The organism is Woeseia oceani (genome assembly GCF_001677435.1).
GTDB lineage: Bacteria > Pseudomonadota > Gammaproteobacteria > Steroidobacterales > Woeseiaceae > Woeseia > Woeseia oceani.
In genome coordinates, this window is record NZ_CP016268.1 from 2,063,265 (window position 1) to 2,079,369 (window position 16,105).

Genomic DNA, 16,105 nt, shown 5'->3' on the forward strand with positions numbered 1-16,105 from the left:
GAGCCCCGACGAGCGTGACTGACGATATTCAGCAACAGGTTGCCAGGCTGTACCGCGAGGAATCCCGCCGTGTGCTGGCGACCCTGATTCGTTTGTTGGGTGACTTCGAGCTGGCCGAAGAAGGGCTGCACGATGCCTTTGCAGCCGCAGTGGAGCAATGGCCGCGGGATGGCGTACCGGACAACCCTCGTGCATGGCTGGTATCGGCGGGCCGCTTCAAGACCATCGACCGCATCCGCAAACGAGCCCGCTTCGACAGCAATGTGCGAGAACTCGCGATTCATCTTGAAACGCAGGAGCAACCGGATTTTGATGAGCGTGTCGTGCACGATGATCATCTCAGACTCATTTTTACCTGTTGTCACCCGGCAATCGGCGCGGATGCGCAAGTCGCTCTGACACTGCGCGAAGTGTGCAATCTCACCACTGAAGAAATTGCCAAAGCATTCCTGACCTCTGCCGCCACGATTGCTCAGCGTATCGTCCGGGCAAAGAACAAGATCAAGTCAGCTCGAATACCCTATGAGCTGCCGGTTGCTGCGCAGCTCCCGGAACGTCTCGACAACGTACTGCGGGTGGTATATCTCGTTTTTAACGAAGGCTACTCGCCATCCTCCGGTGAATCAGTCACCCGGCGCGATCTCTCCACGGAAGCGATTCGGCTGGGTCAGACCTTGTTTGCGTTGCTGCCGGAATCCGAAGTCGCTGGTCTGCTGGCCCTGATGCTGTTGCAGGATTCCCGGCGAGATGCGCGTAGTACGCTGGATGGCGACATTGTGCTGCTTATGGATCAGGACAGGAGCAATTGGAATCAGGAACAAATAGCGCAAGGGATCGCACTGGTCGAACGGGCCATTTCATCGCGACGCATCGGTCCGTATACCCTGCAGGCCGCGATTGCTGCGGTCCATGCCGAAGCCGCAACGCCTGCCGATACCGACTGGACGCAAATCATAGGTTTGTACGATGTGTTGCTGCGTGCCATGCCGTCACCCGTGGTGGCGCTTAACCGCGCAGCCGCCATTGCCATGCGTGACGGTCCTGCTGCAGGCCTTGCGCTGATTGACAGCTTGCTGGCGACAGGCGACCTGACGGACTATCACCTTGCACATTCAGCGCGTGGTGAACTGTGCCGACAACTGGAGCGGCGCGCAGATGCAATCGCATCGTTCAAGACGGCACTTGCGTTAACCCAATCACAGCCGGAACGACGTTTCCTCAGTCAGCGAATTGCAACGCTTGGTGGCTGATGACGCAAGAGGACGTGTTAAGTGGCGCTGCTGTCTCGACTGACAGCCGTCGTGACACAAGAGAGTTGCGGTAGTGCAAGTTGGTGCGTAACAAGTAGCGCTAACCTGTGTAGAAGCTGAGCGAATCCTGCTTACTTTGCCGCGGTACGTACACGCGGACCGGCGGCCGCCTGTAACTGACCAATCAGGCCCTGTACCTGGCCAAGTGCAAACTGCAATTGATCCAGACTGGCGAAGGCAATATCGAGTTTGTAAGTGCCGTCAGTACGAGGCCGAATCGTTACTTTCTGGCCCAGCTCTTTGCCGAGCTGTTCCTGCAACCACCGCGTTTGCATGTCGATCGGAGCTGCTGGTTTGCGTGCGGCATCTTCGGTCAAGCGGCTGCGCACCGACTTTTCTACCTGCCTGACCGACCAGCCGGAGGCCGAAGCTTTTTGCGCGATCTTCACCTGGTGTTCACCGCGCAATGGCAACAAGGCCCGCGCGTGGCCCATGTCCAGCCGGCCGTTCGCCAGCATGTCTTTGACCGCGTCGTCCAGATCGAGCAGGCGCAGCAGATTGCTGACCGAAGAGCGCGAGCGTCCCACCGCATCTGCAACTTGTTGATGTGTAAGTTGAAATTCCTTAGCCAGACGCATCAGAGACTGCGCTTGTTCGATGGCATTGAGGTCTTCGCGCTGCAGATTTTCAATCAAGGCGACCGCTAATGCCGATTGATCATCCAGCTCCCGAACGACCACCGGCACAGATTCCAGGCCGACAATCTGCGATGCGCGCCAACGCCTTTCGCCGGCCACGATTTCGTGCGTGATGCCATTGGCCGCTTCGATAGGTCGCACTATCAACGGCTGCAATACGCCTTGCTCACGAATGGAATTGGCCAGTTCCGAAAGACTGTCATCGGACAGTGACTGGCGCGGCTGGTACTGACCCGGTTGCAACGTGGTCACCAGCATGTCTTGCGTTACGAGTGTGCTGCTAGCATCACTGCCGGCTGGCTCTTCCTCACTTGCTTTGTTTCCAAGCAATGCTTCCAGTCCACGACCGAGTCTTTTTTTCGGGGCACTCATCGGTGCGGAATCTCCTGGCGAGGCTGAATTCGAAGTCCGCCACTGGCGCGGCGGGAAATAATCATACGCCGGAAAAACGATGTCGAACAAGCCGGACGAAAAAATGTGATTCAGCCTTAGCGCAAATGTACCGCTATTTCGTTCGATCTTTGCCGCAAGTCCGTGTCGTACCGGGAATTGTCGGTCGGCATTCACGGATGCGTATTCGTTTGGCCGACGAATCCCAACCGAAGCTGCGCTGGCGACTTGCGCAAGATAGGGAAGTACGCGACGTAGTTCGCCGCGCAATTCAGGGCTGATTGGGTCAAGCAGAACGACGCGACGACTACCGGTTACGTCACGCCGTGCACATGCCGCTACCGACGCAGGTGACGTGACACCCGGACGGCGAATAAGCCGAGCAACAGGAGTACACCCGTGCTACCGCCACCGCCGCCGCCAAGACTGCCGCCGTTATCATTTGCGGTATTCGGGGTGGGGTTGAGACCCGCCGCGCTGTCGACGGTTGTGTCTGTTACCGTTATCGACGAAATGATAACGAGGTGAGTGTTGTCGATAGGTACGTTGTTAGCGGCGTCTTGTGCTGTGTAGTTGCGTAGCGGCAATTCAGTCAATGGAGAACCGATGTTGTACACCGGCAGTGCAGCCAGCGCATCGACGATATCCATTCCGTTACCGATCACTTCACCGAAAACGGTAAAGCCACCGTTCTGGCCATCGAGGTCGTCCGAGTTGTCGTCCACGTTGAAGAACCACTGGCTCGTAGCGCTGTTCGGGTTGCCTGCAACTTTGGCCATTGCAATCGTACCGCGTACGTTGGAATAGACCGGCTCGTTAACAACCGCGGCACCGGTGGTTATGACCCCAATATCAGCTCGCGCATTGGTGTTGAAGCCACCGCCCTGAATAACGAAATTCGCTACGGAACGATGAAAAATGGAATCCGTGTAGCGACCGTTCTGCACGTAGTCGAGAAAATTGGCGACCGTTTGCGGCGTCGCGTTGTCGTACAGATTTACTTCGAAGTTGCCCAAAACCGTTTCGAACTCGACGATGGTTGCGCGAGAGGTTGAGGGTAGAAGAGCCGAGAAGCAAAGGGCGCCGATGGCAATGAATGAGCGCACTTGTATTGAGGAAAGCATGCAATTTCTCCGGGGAGCAGGGGCAAAAATGGTGCGTGATTCTACACAAACCGTTTTGCCCGGGGATAGTTCAATCTAATGGCAACAATTGGCGCACACTGTCGGCAGCTTGCGACAGAAGTGGACAATTTTCGCGTAAGAGTGACTGTACAGACGTGTTTTGGAAACGACCGGCCTGGATCAGATTTCAGCCCAGCGCCGTACAAGGTTGTGATAGATGGACGTCAGTCGCAGGACATCGGCGGCCGAATTCGGTGCCACTCGCATCGGATCGCAGCCGCCGGACCTGGGTTCCGGCTGACCCGTTACAGGCTGAAAGGTCGTAACTGAACCGCCTCGAATTGGCCAGCATAGGCGTGGATGGCGGGGGAACCACCCAGATGCATCAGTAGTATCTGACCCGATTTGGGCAGCCGGCCTTCATCCGCCAGATTCAAGAGTCCCTGAATTGCCCGGCCTTCATACACCGGATCCGCAATCAAGCCTTCCTTGCTGGCCAACAGCCGTATGCCGTTGATGATCTTCTCATCCGGAATACCGTAGGCGTTGGCATTGATTGATATAACATCAACATCGTTTCGTGAAACGCGAACGTCAAGCTCGAGTGTCATTAATGCGGCGTTCGCTAATTCAAGGACCCGTGCTTTCTTGATAGCTGTTTCATGGTCGTCCGACACACCTATAATCCGGGTACGCATCCCCAGCGCCGCGAAACCGGCCAATAATCCCGCCTGAGTACTGCTGGAACCCGTGCAATGGACCAGGTAATCGAATTCGACCCCGAGTTCCGCCGATTGCATTGCCAACTCTGCCGCGCAGCCGATGTAACCCATACAACCGAGTGGGTGCCCAGAGCCGCCACCGGGTATCAAATACGGCTTATGACCTTCTTTCTTCAGGCGACGCACAAATTCGTCTAACGGCCCTTGGTCTTCGATCGGACGTTCGGTTTCATCAACGAAGAGTTCGGCACCCATCAGGTGACTGAGCAAGACATTACCAACGGACCGGTAGTTCGGGCCCGCATCGCGGGTCCAGGCGCAATGCAAGAGGGCGCACTTGAGTCCCGCCTTTGCCGCGGCGGCCGCAGTCTGGCGAGTATGGTTGGATTGAATAGCTCCCACCGTCACCAGCATATCCGCGCCCTGACTAAGTGCATCGCCGACCAGGTACTCCAGTTTCCGCGTCTTGTTGCCACCACCTTCGAGTCCTGACAGGTCATCCCGTTTCATCCAAAGCTCGGGACCACCCAATAACGCACCGAAGTTGCTGAGCCGTTGCACGGGCGTAGGTAACAGTGCCAGTGCGGCACGGGGAAATGTTTCAAGGCGCCGCTGAATATCAACGATTTTGTGCACATCAATCATGTTGAAAGCTCCGCAGTTGTCTGAAAGAAAACTGCGACGTTTTTGATTGAATGTTAGAGGCTGTCTGAATAGCCGTCGTCGCGACCAACAGCTTGCCCGATATCGACAAGTAATGCATCTGGCATTCTTGATCGACCAATGTGACGAAACCGTCCGAATCAAGTCTGTAGACAGGGTAACCGCTGTGCGACTGGCGACTTGGCTAGCGACGAATTACATTGCTAACGATTCAGGTAATCCAGCGCTCGATAGCGTCCACTGTGTTCAAGGGCTTCGACGGTATCAAAGGTAAAGCCGTTGGTTTGCGGGGCTTCGTTATCGATTCGCATGCGAATTCTGTCCATCTGTTGATGTGCAGCACTTAGCAGCGGCCGGATCATTTCCGCACAGGTTCTGGAGCGGGTGATCATGCGCTCGCATTTCAACGCGAAATACCTGGCGTAGGCCTGTTCGTACTGATCGACCAATGCATTGCCTGGATTGTCGTGCATCATCAGCAGTATATGGGCCGCGGATATCTGGCTCGATTCAGCCAGCAGAAAATTTCGGTGTTCCAGCAGAACGCTGTCATTGAAATCGAGCGTGCCATGGAAAAGCCGAAAAATTCTGACCCGCTTGTCCCCGACTACCTGATTCTCTCGTAGATAATTAAACAACGCGCTGCGCGGCACCAAACGCAATTGCGCGGCTCGCATTTCAGCCAAAAGCCGTCGGTCATCCGCTGAACGTGCAGCAGGTACCAGTAATTCAGCGTGACGCGTTTCCCAGTTGCGGTACGTACGACTGTCGGCAATCACCGTTTTCGCCACTCGCGCAACGTCTTCCGCCGGCGCAGCCACTGCATCGTGCAGCGCTGTTTCTGACGTACGCATCAACTTTTTGTGTCGCTCTGTCATGAACTTCATTGTTCGTGAGTCCCCAGCGAGCCGTTTAATTCTTTTAGTTATTCGTGCCTGTTAATTATAGTCCGTCAGCAATTTTTCGTGACGGCATATTTGGCTCTGTTCTGGCGCATCGCAACCATATGTCGCACCTTTGCCAGCGCTATTGGAAGGACAGGGCTGTCTGGTCAAGTTTGCCGCCCGACGACAACATGCATGTCCGGTCGCTTCGTTAAAGGTAGCAATGGCCTTGCTCTACGTGTGCGCTCAAATCCGGGGGGGGGACTGCGGTGCATCTGCACGCCGTATGGAGATTCCGGTTTCTGGTCAGCATCATGAACGCAAGATCAACACTTTAAACCGTTCGCGATGAACCGTTTCTGATCCGGGAGCAGAGTGATGAAACTAAAACACAAACGACTAAAAAACCGCTCGTGCGCTTTGCGACCTGATGTTCAATCAATGCAGACCGCGCGATGCTGTTGAGCAATTCGTCGGTGACGAATACATTCAACACAACCCTGGCATCGCTGACGGCCAGGCACCTTTTACGAACTTCTTCGAACGGATGGCTGGCGAATACCCAGGCAAGAAAGTGCTGCTCAAACTGGTCATTGCTGAGGGCAATCTGGTTGTATTGCATTGTCACCATTTCTGGCCAGGTAACAGTGACTACGCGGGTATCGATTTTTTTGATTCGACGATAATGAAAAAATCGTAGAACACTGGGACGTTCTGCAGGTCATCCCCGATACCTCAGGTAACGACATTTCGATGTTTTGCCCTGGGTGGCAGGGCTGCGAAACGCTGCAAAAACCCGGTATTCGCAAAGGACAATGGCTCGATGATGGGCACGAATACCGTAACCAACAGGTTGCGGTCAGTTGAACAATAATCACAGCAAGCATTCAGACGTTCGTTTTCATAGACGTTGAGTTTTCACCGACTACCGCAAGTAACGGGCACCGCTGGCAGAAAAATCGTTACCGGGCGCGGAAAACGGGGGCAACGGGCAGGCTTACTTGCCATGCAAAACAGTAGGTCGTACTGTTTGCGCTGGAGCTAAAGTCGCAACCCCAAGGCTTACGAATATGGATACAGCGTCCCAGCCGATACGCCGTAGATCGCAAGAAGAACGCCGGACGACTACGCAGACCGCATTGCTTGAAGCAACGGTGCGTTGCCTTGGTCGTCTCGGCTTCGCGGGAACCTCGATCAGTTCCGTAATCAAGGAAGCGCGTGTATCGCGCGGCGCATTGTTGCATCACTACCCGGCGAAAAATGAACTTATTGCGCACGCCATTCACCACTTCTACTGCCAGCGCCTCGACCGTTTCAAAGCCAAGTTGCTGGGCGCGAATACCGACCAATTGTCGTTGGAAGATCGGTTACGGGTACTGAAAGACGATTTCGCCACGTGGTACGACACTGCTCGTGAAATCGAAGTCGCCATGCGCACCAACCAGGAGATTGCGAGTCTCCAGGAGCAGTTGTCGGCCCAGCAACATGAGCAAATGAGCTGCGAGTACGAACAATTGCTGCCGGAGTTCGCGGTGCTGGAGAACCCGCGCGACATGATTGGCATCGCCTGCTACCTGATGCGTGGACTTGCCAGCGATCGCGATCAGGGGAACGTCGCACGACGGTTTGATGCCTGTGTGGCTATGATTCAGGGCTATTTGGACAGGGCGCACTGAGTTTCGCTTTACAAACAATACGATCGGACGGTATGTTTGCAGGCGCAACCAGTAGTCCGGGTGAAACATCACCCCTGGTACGATGCAACTCTTAGGGGTAACACGATGTTTTTAAACCGAAATAGACGTTTGCAGCTCGGCGCGGCTGCCCTCATGACAACGCTGTTCGTGCCGCTGGCCGCCACTGCGCAGGACACTGGCGCGCCCGTGCAGATTGAAGAAATAGTGGTCACCGCCGACAAGCGCGCGGCGAAGAGCGTGCAGGACCTCTCCAGCAGCATTACCGCCTTCGATGCTGATAAGCTCGAACGTCTCGACGTGCTCGATTTCGACGATTTCATCGTGCAGGTTCCGGGTACGAATTTCATCAATGACGGCGGGCCAGGGCGTGGCAATGAAGTCGCATCCATACGTGGACTCTCGACGGTCGCTGACAATACCGTCGGTGTGGTTGCACAGTACCTGGACGGCGCGCCGCATTTCGGCAACTCCTACCGGTTTTTTGATATCGGCGAAGTCGGTGTATTGCGTGGCCCGCAAGGCACGTTGTGGGGTTCACAATCCATCGGTGGGCTTATTTATTACCGGTCCAACCGACCGGAACTCGACAGCTACAACGGCAGCGTGCAGGGCGACCTGTACACCACCGACAACGACGGCGGATTGAGCCAGCGTTACAGTGGCGTCATTAACATGCCGCTGGTTGAAGACAAGTTTGCGATTCGTGTAGCGGGGCAGTTTATCGACGAAACGGGTTATATCGACAACGTGCGTACGTCGGGCAGTGCCATTAATGATGTCAAGGAGTCTGCATGGCGCTTATCAGCGTTGTTCGCGCCGACCGATGCACTCACCGTCACCACGATTTATCACGGCAATGATTTGAATGCCGATGCGCCGACCTATTTCGAACTCGGTCTCGACGGACTGCAGGTGAATCAGCCGTCGGATGCCGGCCCGAGCCGTCAGGAATACGATCTCTTCAACCTGATTGTCGACTACGACCTCAGCTGGGGCACGCTCAACTACACCGGTTCGCACTTCACCAACGATGGCGGCTATACCGACTATCTCGATTCGTCGGGCACTTTGCAGCGGTTCGATACCGTTATCGACGAGCACTCCACGACTCACGAATTGCGACTCGCATCAACGGGTGACAGTCGCCTGCAATGGCTGGTTGGCCTCTACTACGACGAATACGAAGACTTCAACCAGGCGATTGACTACTCGCTGACCGGCTTTGACGATCCCGCTCCCGTCGAAGGCACGCGTTCCGGTGGCCTGCAGATCTTGACCGATAAAGCGTTCTTCGGCGAAGTCAGTTACGACCTGACAGACGACCTGACCGTGCTCGTCGGTGGCCGCCTGTTCAACTGGGAAGTGGACAACCGCGAGGTATTCCTGATCGGCGGCAGCGACTTCGGCTTCGTCACCAACGGTATCGCGGAAGACGATGACGTCTTTTACAAAATTTCACTGGAATACCGTTTGAACGACGATGTCATGGCCTACGCGTTGCGCTCCGAAGGCTTCCGCTACGGCGGCTTCAATACCTTTGTCGGCGAAGCATTGTTCGGCATCTCGGAAGAGTTCTACGAGTTCGCACCGGATACGCTGGTCAGCTACGAAGCAGGCTTCAAGTCACGGCTTGCAGACGGGCGTGTCCTGTTGAATGCGTCTGTTTATTTCCTCGACTGGCAGGAAGTGCAGGCCGTAGTACAGAGCGACACGGCGGGCGCATTCGGCCAAGGCTTCTTCACGACTAACGCGCCGGATCTGGAAGCGCAGGGTGTCGAACTGGAAATTGTCACGCAGGATTTCCTTGCGCCGGGCGTTTACGCCGCATTGAGCTGGGGCAACACGGATAACGAGTTCCAGGACGATGCGCAATTGTTCCCGGGCACGCGCGTCAACATCAATAAAGGGGACAGTCTGCGTCGCACCCCGAGAAACACGTACTCACTTGATGTCGGCTACCAGTTTGCCTATAGCAACCAGGTAGACGGCTACGTTCGTGCAAATTTCTGGCACAAGGACTCAACCTCCACCTTCGGCTTCGACGGTAATGACGGCAATGTGGAAGTGCCTTCACAAAACATCGTGAACATGTCTACCGGCGCAAACTGGGAAAACTTCCAACTGAAGCTGTACGTCGACAACCTGACGAACAAAGCCCCGTTGCTGAATGTATTTTCCGGCGGACGAGCCGGTTTGCCCGGCGGTGATGTCGCTGTGCGTGCCAATACGCTCCGGCCGAGAACGATCGGTATTGAGGGTACCTACCTGTTCGGTGGCCGCTAGGCGACCGGGTCACTGTAGGTAGCTTGCAACGAACTTGGTATAAAGGAGCCGGTGTAGCGAAGAACGTGGTTCTGAATCGTGAGTCGAAAACTCGGGGCATGGACAATTGCGGCCTATGCGGCACCGATGGTGCCAATCTGGATGTTGCACACACCCGCGCTGTCGATTTTGCCCGGCCTGTACGCAACGGTCAGCGGCATCGACCTCGCGACGATAGGCCTCATCCTGGTGTTCAGCCGGGTTCTCGATGGCGTTACGGACCCGATCATCGGCTTCTTTTCCGATCGCACGGCAACGGCCATAGGGCGGCGAAAGCCATGGATGATTGCCGGCGGACTCCTGTGCATCATTGGTGTGTGGTTCTGGTTCCGCCCTGGGGCCGATACCGGCGGGCTGTATTTTCTGCTGGCTTCGGTTGTCGTCTACATTGGCTGGACGATGGTGGAAGTGCCGCATGCGGCATGGCTCAGCGAGCTGACGGTTGACTATGATGAACGCTCACACCTCTCCGGGTTTCGCACCGCCGCCATCTACCTCGGCTACCTTTTATTCTGGTCCGGACCGTTTCTGCCGATATTTGCAACCACCGAGATCACCCCGGATGTCACCGCAGCAATGTCGTATTTGGTCATCGCCTTGATCATTCTTGCGGTAGCCGCTGCCGTTCTGAAGGTGCCCGCGGGCACGGTCAGTGCTCGGCCGCAGGCGAGTGTCACAGCCGCGCTATCGACCCTCGCTGGTAACAAGCCATTGCGCTTCTACGCACTCATCATGCTGTCCAGCTGGCTGGCAAGTGGCATGGTGGCCGGTCTCTACTTTTTTTACATCAGCAATTATCTGACGATTCCGGACAAGTTTGGCCATATCGGTCTTGCTGTTGCGGCTATGGGTTTCCTGAGCGCGTCATTCTGGGGTTGGGCGGGGGCGCGTTTCGATACCCACCGGGTCCTTAGTTTCTGTAATTTATGCATCGTGCTGACCCTGGTCGCGATGGCCCTGATACAACCAGGACCTGGCGCCTTTCCAGCGCTGCTCGCGGTATTCAGCATCTCCGCGTTGTTTACAACCGGCACCACCGTCGCTTACTACGCAATGATGGCGGACATCGTCGACTACGACACGCTGAAAACCGGCGCAAACAATGCCGGTAACTATTACGCACTGGTAACGCTGCTACAGAAAATTGGCCTCGGTGCCGGGGCCGGAGCAGCGTTGTTGCTGGTGTCGCTGTTCGGTTTTGACGCGAACGGCAGCAATGAAGGCTGGGCACTGGCCGGATTCTTCATCGCCTTTCTGGGATTGCCCATCCTGCTGAATTTGCTGGCGACAGTGCTCGCGCTGTATTTCCCGATTAACAGGCGCCGGCACAACATCATTCGCAAACGCCTGCGGACGCGGGCCAGCCACGCGCTGGCAATGCCAGATGGCTGAACAAATGCAACCCGCAGGCAGACGCAAGACGAACAAGGGTAGCGCTCACAAGGCATGAGCGCGAGCCGGAACCTTAACCACACAATCAGCACCTACTGATTTATCCCACCCGCTACCGGTGGGGAATCAGTCATGCAATATGTTCGATTTCAGGAGAGTTAGATGCGAGTCATAATTTACCTGTTGTTATTGGCCGTGGGTGTTAACCACGCGGCAGCAGCAGAGAAGATTGCCTTGACCGGGGCAACGGTCATCAGCGCGACCGGAGCGGCACCCATAAAAGATGCAATGGTGCTACTGGCTGATGGCAAAATTCAGGCGATCCGCAGCAACGGAAAAGTGCCGGCGGGTTACCGGGTCGTTGATGCATCCGGCAAATGGGTTACTCCAGGGCTGATTGACTCCAACATTCACCTGATTCTGATGACCGTGCCGGAGTTCTTCATCAAGTACGAGGACCGGCTTACCGACATCGCCATTCAGTCGGCGCAGGTCGGCCTGAAGTACGGCCTGACGACCATGCCGGATACCTGGGGCCCATTGAAACCGCTGCTTGAGGCACGCGACCGAATCAACAACGGCGAGTTTGTGGGTAGTCGTTTGTTGATCGCCGGCAATATCATCGGCACCGGTGGCCCGTTCAGTCAGTACTTCATGGGCGGCTGGCCCGTATCCGGTCTCTCCCTGCGCTACGGTGGCTGGGTAACCCCGACAGTTCGGCAACGCATTGATGCCTTGTGGGAAGACGACGTGGGCCCGGCCTTGCTGGCGATGACGCCGGAAGAAATTGCGGTCGCTACACGTAACTACATTGCAAAGGGCGTTGACTTCATCAAGGTCGGCGTCAGCGGCCATGGTATCGGTCCGGTCGAACCGTTGATGTTTTCCAAAGAAGCGTTGATCGCAATGCGCGAGGAAGCGCGCAAGGCCAGTATTCCATTTACGACCCACACGTTCACCGTCGAGAGTCTGCGCATGGCGGTTGAGGTGGATTCCGACCTGCTCATACACCCGAATGTCATGAGCACACCGTGGTCTTATGCTTCGGCGGCGCAAAAGGGATCGATTTTGCAACTGATCGAAACCATTGCGGAGAAGGGTATTTACGCTGGCCTTATGTCCATTCCTGAAAAAGAAAAGGAACGGATTTACGCCGAGTGGGACTTCCGGGAGCATACCGACCAACCCGCGTTAAACGAAATTATGGTGAACCGGCAACTCAACATGCACGGCTCGTCTTTCGAAGAAAAAGCGGAAGGTGTACGTGCCTGGCTGGACGGCGGGGTCAAATTCACGCTTGCAACCGATCAGGGACCGGATACCGCGGATCTCGGACCGGTCGTATGGGGCCGACTCGGTCGTATGCATTTCAACCGCATGATCGGCTTGCAGGACGTTGGCGCGAGCCCGATGGACATTCTCATAGCTGCAACCCGCAACGGCGCAGAAGCGTACGGGCTTGGCGACACACTCGGAACAGTGGAAGAGGGCAAGATCGCCGACTTACTGGTGCTCGATGCAAACCCACTGGACGACATCGGCAATTTCCGGCAAATCAACATGGTCATCAAAGGCGGTGAGATCGTGGACCGTGATGCGCTGCCAACAGTAAAAGTGCTCGACTACGACCCAAGTCTGCCCTGGCCCTACTGACAGAGAACCCTGCCATGCGAATGAAAACCCTGTTGCTGCTATTGAGCTGTTCGTTCTGGGCAACGCACGTCCATGCTCAGGATGAGACGGAGTGGCGAGCCGTTGATCCCGAGCGTCTCGTAGTCATGACGCTCGACGCAGGCGTGGTTTTTCTGGAATTGAACTCGACCTTTGCTCCGGCAACAGTCACCCAGTTCAAACGCCTGGTTCGTGAAGGCTTCTACGATGGACTGAGCTTCTACAGGGTAATCGAAGGCTTCGTTGCGCAAGGTGGCGACGGCAGTGACATGGGTAATGCCAATTCAGAACCGACCATCAAGGGAGAGTTCGAGCGCAAGCTAACGGCTTCATTGCCGTTCACCAGCGTGCAGAAGCCGGATATGTTCGCGGCTGAGACCGGCTTTAGTGATGGCTTTGCTGCCGCTCGCGACCCGAGAGAGGGCACGGCTTGGCTAACGCATTGCCCCGGCACGCTCGCGATGGCGAGACTCAACGAGGCGGATACCAGCAGCACTGATTTTTATATCGTCATTGGTCAGGCACCCCGTTATCTTGACCGAAATATGAATATCTTTGGGCGGGTCGTGCTGGGCATGGACATCGTCCAGCGCATTCGTCGCGGGGCGGCGAGTGAGGGCGGTATGTTGAGTGAGACCGATACGCGCACCGCGATTACCTCCGTCCGTATTGCCGCCGATATAGCGCCGAGTGAGCGTCCTGCGGTCGAAGTCATGGACACGGACAGCGCGGCTTTTGCGGCGATGCTGGAATCGCGACGCCACCGAGTACATGAATTCTTTCAACACACGCCCGCACCGGTGCTGGATGTTTGTCAGGTTCCCAATGCAGGTCGTCTGCTATCGGCCAACTGAGTCACGGCTATTCCGCCGGTTGTGGCGACGTTGTTGCAGCGACATGCGCCGCATAGCCGGCGCCGGCTTCGGTGTAAATATTGAACACAGTCGATGCGCCGGCTTTCTGCAATGCGACAACTTCATCCGGAAAGCGTGCAGTGGCTGCTATACGACCTTTGAACGAGGTTAACTTGAGTTGCTCGATTACTTCGAGGCTGGTGCTCAATTTGGGTAACGCCAACATGATGAGGTCGAGCGTATGCGTAGCCTGAACGCGGTCCCAGAAATCGGCATCGCTGGGATCACCGAGTAACACCTTGCGGTTCATTCCTCGCTGGTTTTTGACGGTAATGGGATCAATCTCAACGCCGACCACATGATCGCCAAACGACTCGCGCATGGTGTCGTAGGCGCCGGTACCGACTCCGCCCATGCCCACAATCGCTATGGTCGCATTGTCGATGTCATGCGGTTGATCATCCGGCAACCGCCCTGAGCGTTGCAATCGTTGCCACAGCGGCCGGTGTCTTGCGTAAAGGTCGTTCGCCATCGCATTCAGGGTGGCGGCAATGGCGAACGACAATGACAATGCAACCGCAAGAACTACCAGCCATTCACGGTCCAGCCAACCATTGGTAACGCCAATCATGGCGACAATTAATCCGAACTCACTGAAGTTGGTGAGATTGGCCGAGGCGAGAAACGCGGTCCGGGCCCGCAACCGGAAGTAGGCCAGCAACGCAAAGAAAAGTCCGGCTTTCACGAACACAAACGGTGCGATGAGTGCGCCGACAATGAAGGTTTCGTAGGTCAGCTCGCCGGACAATCCTATCGAGAGAAAGAAGCCGAGCAGGAACAGGTCCTTGAAGCCCAGCATGGTCTTGGCCATTTCCTCGGCCTTGGAATGATTGGAGATGAGCACGCCCAGCAGCAATGCCCCGAGATCACCTTTCAAGCCAACCAGTTCGAAGATTTCCGCGCCACCGAGTGCCAGCACGAAACCGAAGAGGACCAGCAGTTCACCATGGCCGACGCGTTGCAGCAGTCGATGCAGCAATGGTCGTAGCAGCACAAGCAGGACCAACAGCAGCGCCCACTGCGAGGGCGACTTGCCGGATGAAACGGCAAGAAACACGACAGCGGCAAGATCCTGCATGATCAGAATGCCGATGGCGATTCGGCCGTGTGGCGTTGCCATTTCGCCTTTTTCTTCCAGCACCTTGACGACAAACACCGTGCTGGAAAAGCTCAGTGCAAATGCAACGAGGATTGATTGCGGAAAGTCCAGGCCGGCGAAAAATGGCGTACCGAAAAGCGCCAGGGCATAGACGGCCAAACCGAAAACGGCGACGACGAGCGTCGTGTGCAAACCCGTCACCGCCCATATCTGCGGTTTGGCGAGTGAACGAAGATTCAGCTTCAGGCCGACGGTAAACAGTAAGAGCGTTATACCCAGGTCCGCGAACTGTTGCAGCACGTCACCACTGACGACACCAGTGCCGTTGAGAAGAAAGCCTGCTGCCAGATAACCAACCAATGGTGGAAGTCCGATGACACGCGACAACAAGCCCAGTGCAAATGCGAGCGCGAGCCAAACAATGTCGCCCAGCGCCGTAGTAATCCAGTAGAAATCCATGCGCCTAGTTCTCGTCCAGCAATACAGCTACGTTCTCAATGGACTTCATGGCGATGGCTACTGCAGACCAATGGGCTACTTGTATTGCTATTGCTTGCATACGAGAGGTTACGCTCCGTTCTTATCGGTTGTGCAATTCACGCCATCAATAGGCACCGTGGTTTGGTATGACGCGCAAGAGTTAGACGTCAATGGTACCGGATACGAATGACGGTATTGTTGTCGCTGCAGTTTTTTCGCCGGGCGAGTTCAAGCTAGCCGTGTACGCAACCGCGCAAAGCGTTAATTATTTGCAGCGGCGTCCAGTCCGTATATACGTGATAGCCGGGAACGTGGCTACTTTAGCCACGCACGGGTGTCACGATCGTCGTCAAGATCAAAAGGCAGTGGCCGTTATTGCCGGAGCGGCTGCTTAGTGAGCATTTTTGCGCAGGATACGGTTCGTCACAGCCAGACTAGCCGAGTCGTATGCACAGGAACAGCGCGAGGCCCATCGCTGCAAACATGAAGGCAGCCATCAGGATAGGAGCCTGAACGAATCGGGACATACCAGTATCGTTGGCTTTTTTGGCTAGCCACGCCCCAATGAACAGGTCGAACGTCAGGTAGTGCACCCAGCCGGCGAGCAACACGTTGTCATCGAGGAAAAGCGAACGGACGCTGGCGACTGAGTTGTCGCCGCCCTCGACAATGAAGTAGTTCGTTAGCGCCGGGCCCGCGTATAACAGGGACAATCAGAACGGAATCACGTATGGCGGTACGAAGATCAGCGGTTTGATGCGGCGAGGAAGGAACACACGGATGATCCAGCCAACCATAG

General features: G+C 55.9%; 13 protein-coding genes and 1 pseudogene. 7 read left to right on the forward strand and 7 right to left on the reverse strand.

All coding sequences use genetic code 11. The features are described 5' to 3' along the window. Positions 1-14: 14 nt before the first annotated feature. Positions 15-1,250 carry an RNA polymerase sigma factor gene (locus BA177_RS09220; RefSeq protein WP_068619157.1) on the forward strand — a complete coding sequence of 412 codons (1,236 nt, stop codon included), beginning with the start codon at positions 15-17 and terminating at the stop codon, positions 1,248-1,250. A gap of 131 nt (positions 1,251-1,381) precedes the next feature. Here BA177_RS09220 and BA177_RS09225 read toward each other — a convergent pair whose 3' ends face one another. The 5 genes from BA177_RS09225 to BA177_RS09240 form a co-directional block, all read right to left on the reverse strand. Further along, positions 1,382-2,320: a ParB/RepB/Spo0J family partition protein gene (locus tag BA177_RS09225; protein WP_068619158.1), complete on the reverse strand. Its 939-nt coding sequence runs from the start codon at positions 2,318-2,320 to the stop codon at positions 1,382-1,384. 356 nt (positions 2,321-2,676) lie between these two features. Beyond that, positions 2,677-3,462 (reverse strand): peptidylprolyl isomerase, encoded by a 786-nt coding sequence (locus tag BA177_RS09230; RefSeq protein WP_068615623.1) that lies wholly within the window; start codon positions 3,460-3,462, stop codon positions 2,677-2,679. Between the two features lie 180 nt (positions 3,463-3,642). Continuing rightward, positions 3,643-3,729 (reverse strand): hypothetical protein, encoded by an 87-nt coding sequence (locus BA177_RS19180; RefSeq protein ID WP_197493425.1) that lies wholly within the window; start codon positions 3,727-3,729, stop codon positions 3,643-3,645. A 38-nt stretch (positions 3,730-3,767) separates the two neighbouring features. After that, on the reverse strand, positions 3,768-4,829 hold the full coding sequence (locus tag BA177_RS09235) for a 1-aminocyclopropane-1-carboxylate deaminase/D-cysteine desulfhydrase (RefSeq protein WP_068615625.1): 1,062 nt from the start codon (positions 4,827-4,829) through the stop codon (positions 3,768-3,770). Positions 4,830-5,050: 221 nt separating this feature from the next. Further along, positions 5,051-5,734 (reverse strand): hypothetical protein, encoded by a 684-nt coding sequence (locus BA177_RS09240; RefSeq protein WP_068615626.1) that lies wholly within the window; start codon positions 5,732-5,734, stop codon positions 5,051-5,053. Between the two features lie 427 nt (positions 5,735-6,161). On the opposite strand from BA177_RS09240, the pseudogene BA177_RS09245 reads away from it, so the two are divergent. From BA177_RS09245 to BA177_RS09270, 6 genes and pseudogenes are all read left to right on the forward strand, one after another. Further along, positions 6,162-6,490: pseudogene (locus tag BA177_RS09245) on the forward strand (nuclear transport factor 2 family protein); the annotation flags it as partial. A gap of 311 nt (positions 6,491-6,801) precedes the next feature. Further along, positions 6,802-7,407 carry a TetR/AcrR family transcriptional regulator gene (locus BA177_RS09250; RefSeq protein ID WP_068615628.1) on the forward strand — a complete coding sequence of 202 codons (606 nt, stop codon included), beginning with the start codon at positions 6,802-6,804 and terminating at the stop codon, positions 7,405-7,407. A gap of 153 nt (positions 7,408-7,560) precedes the next feature. Further along, complete coding sequence (locus tag BA177_RS09255; protein WP_068615629.1) at positions 7,561-9,711, forward strand: TonB-dependent receptor; 2,151 nt, start codon at positions 7,561-7,563, stop codon at positions 9,709-9,711. Between the two features lie 78 nt (positions 9,712-9,789). Continuing rightward, the gene (locus BA177_RS09260) at positions 9,790-11,142 is read left to right on the forward strand and encodes an MFS transporter (protein ID WP_156762766.1); all 1,353 of its coding nucleotides are present in this window, start codon (positions 9,790-9,792) and stop codon (positions 11,140-11,142) included. Positions 11,143-11,304: 162 nt separating this feature from the next. After that, positions 11,305-12,795 carry an amidohydrolase family protein gene (locus BA177_RS09265; protein WP_068615633.1) on the forward strand — a complete coding sequence of 497 codons (1,491 nt, stop codon included), beginning with the start codon at positions 11,305-11,307 and terminating at the stop codon, positions 12,793-12,795. A gap of 14 nt (positions 12,796-12,809) precedes the next feature. Then, complete coding sequence (locus BA177_RS09270) at positions 12,810-13,667, forward strand: peptidylprolyl isomerase (RefSeq protein WP_068615635.1); 858 nt, start codon at positions 12,810-12,812, stop codon at positions 13,665-13,667. A 7-nt stretch (positions 13,668-13,674) separates the two neighbouring features. On the opposite strand, the gene BA177_RS09275 is transcribed toward BA177_RS09270, so the two are convergent. Next, a complete protein-coding gene (locus BA177_RS09275) occupies positions 13,675-15,285 on the reverse strand; it encodes a cation:proton antiporter domain-containing protein (RefSeq protein ID WP_068615637.1) in 1,611 nt (536 codons plus the stop codon). A gap of 455 nt (positions 15,286-15,740) precedes the next feature. Beyond that, positions 15,741-16,019, reverse strand: a complete 279-nt coding sequence (locus BA177_RS09280) for an abscisic acid-deficient protein Aba4 family protein (RefSeq protein WP_156762767.1) — start codon at positions 16,017-16,019, stop codon at positions 15,741-15,743. Positions 16,020-16,105: the final 86 nt, after the last annotated feature.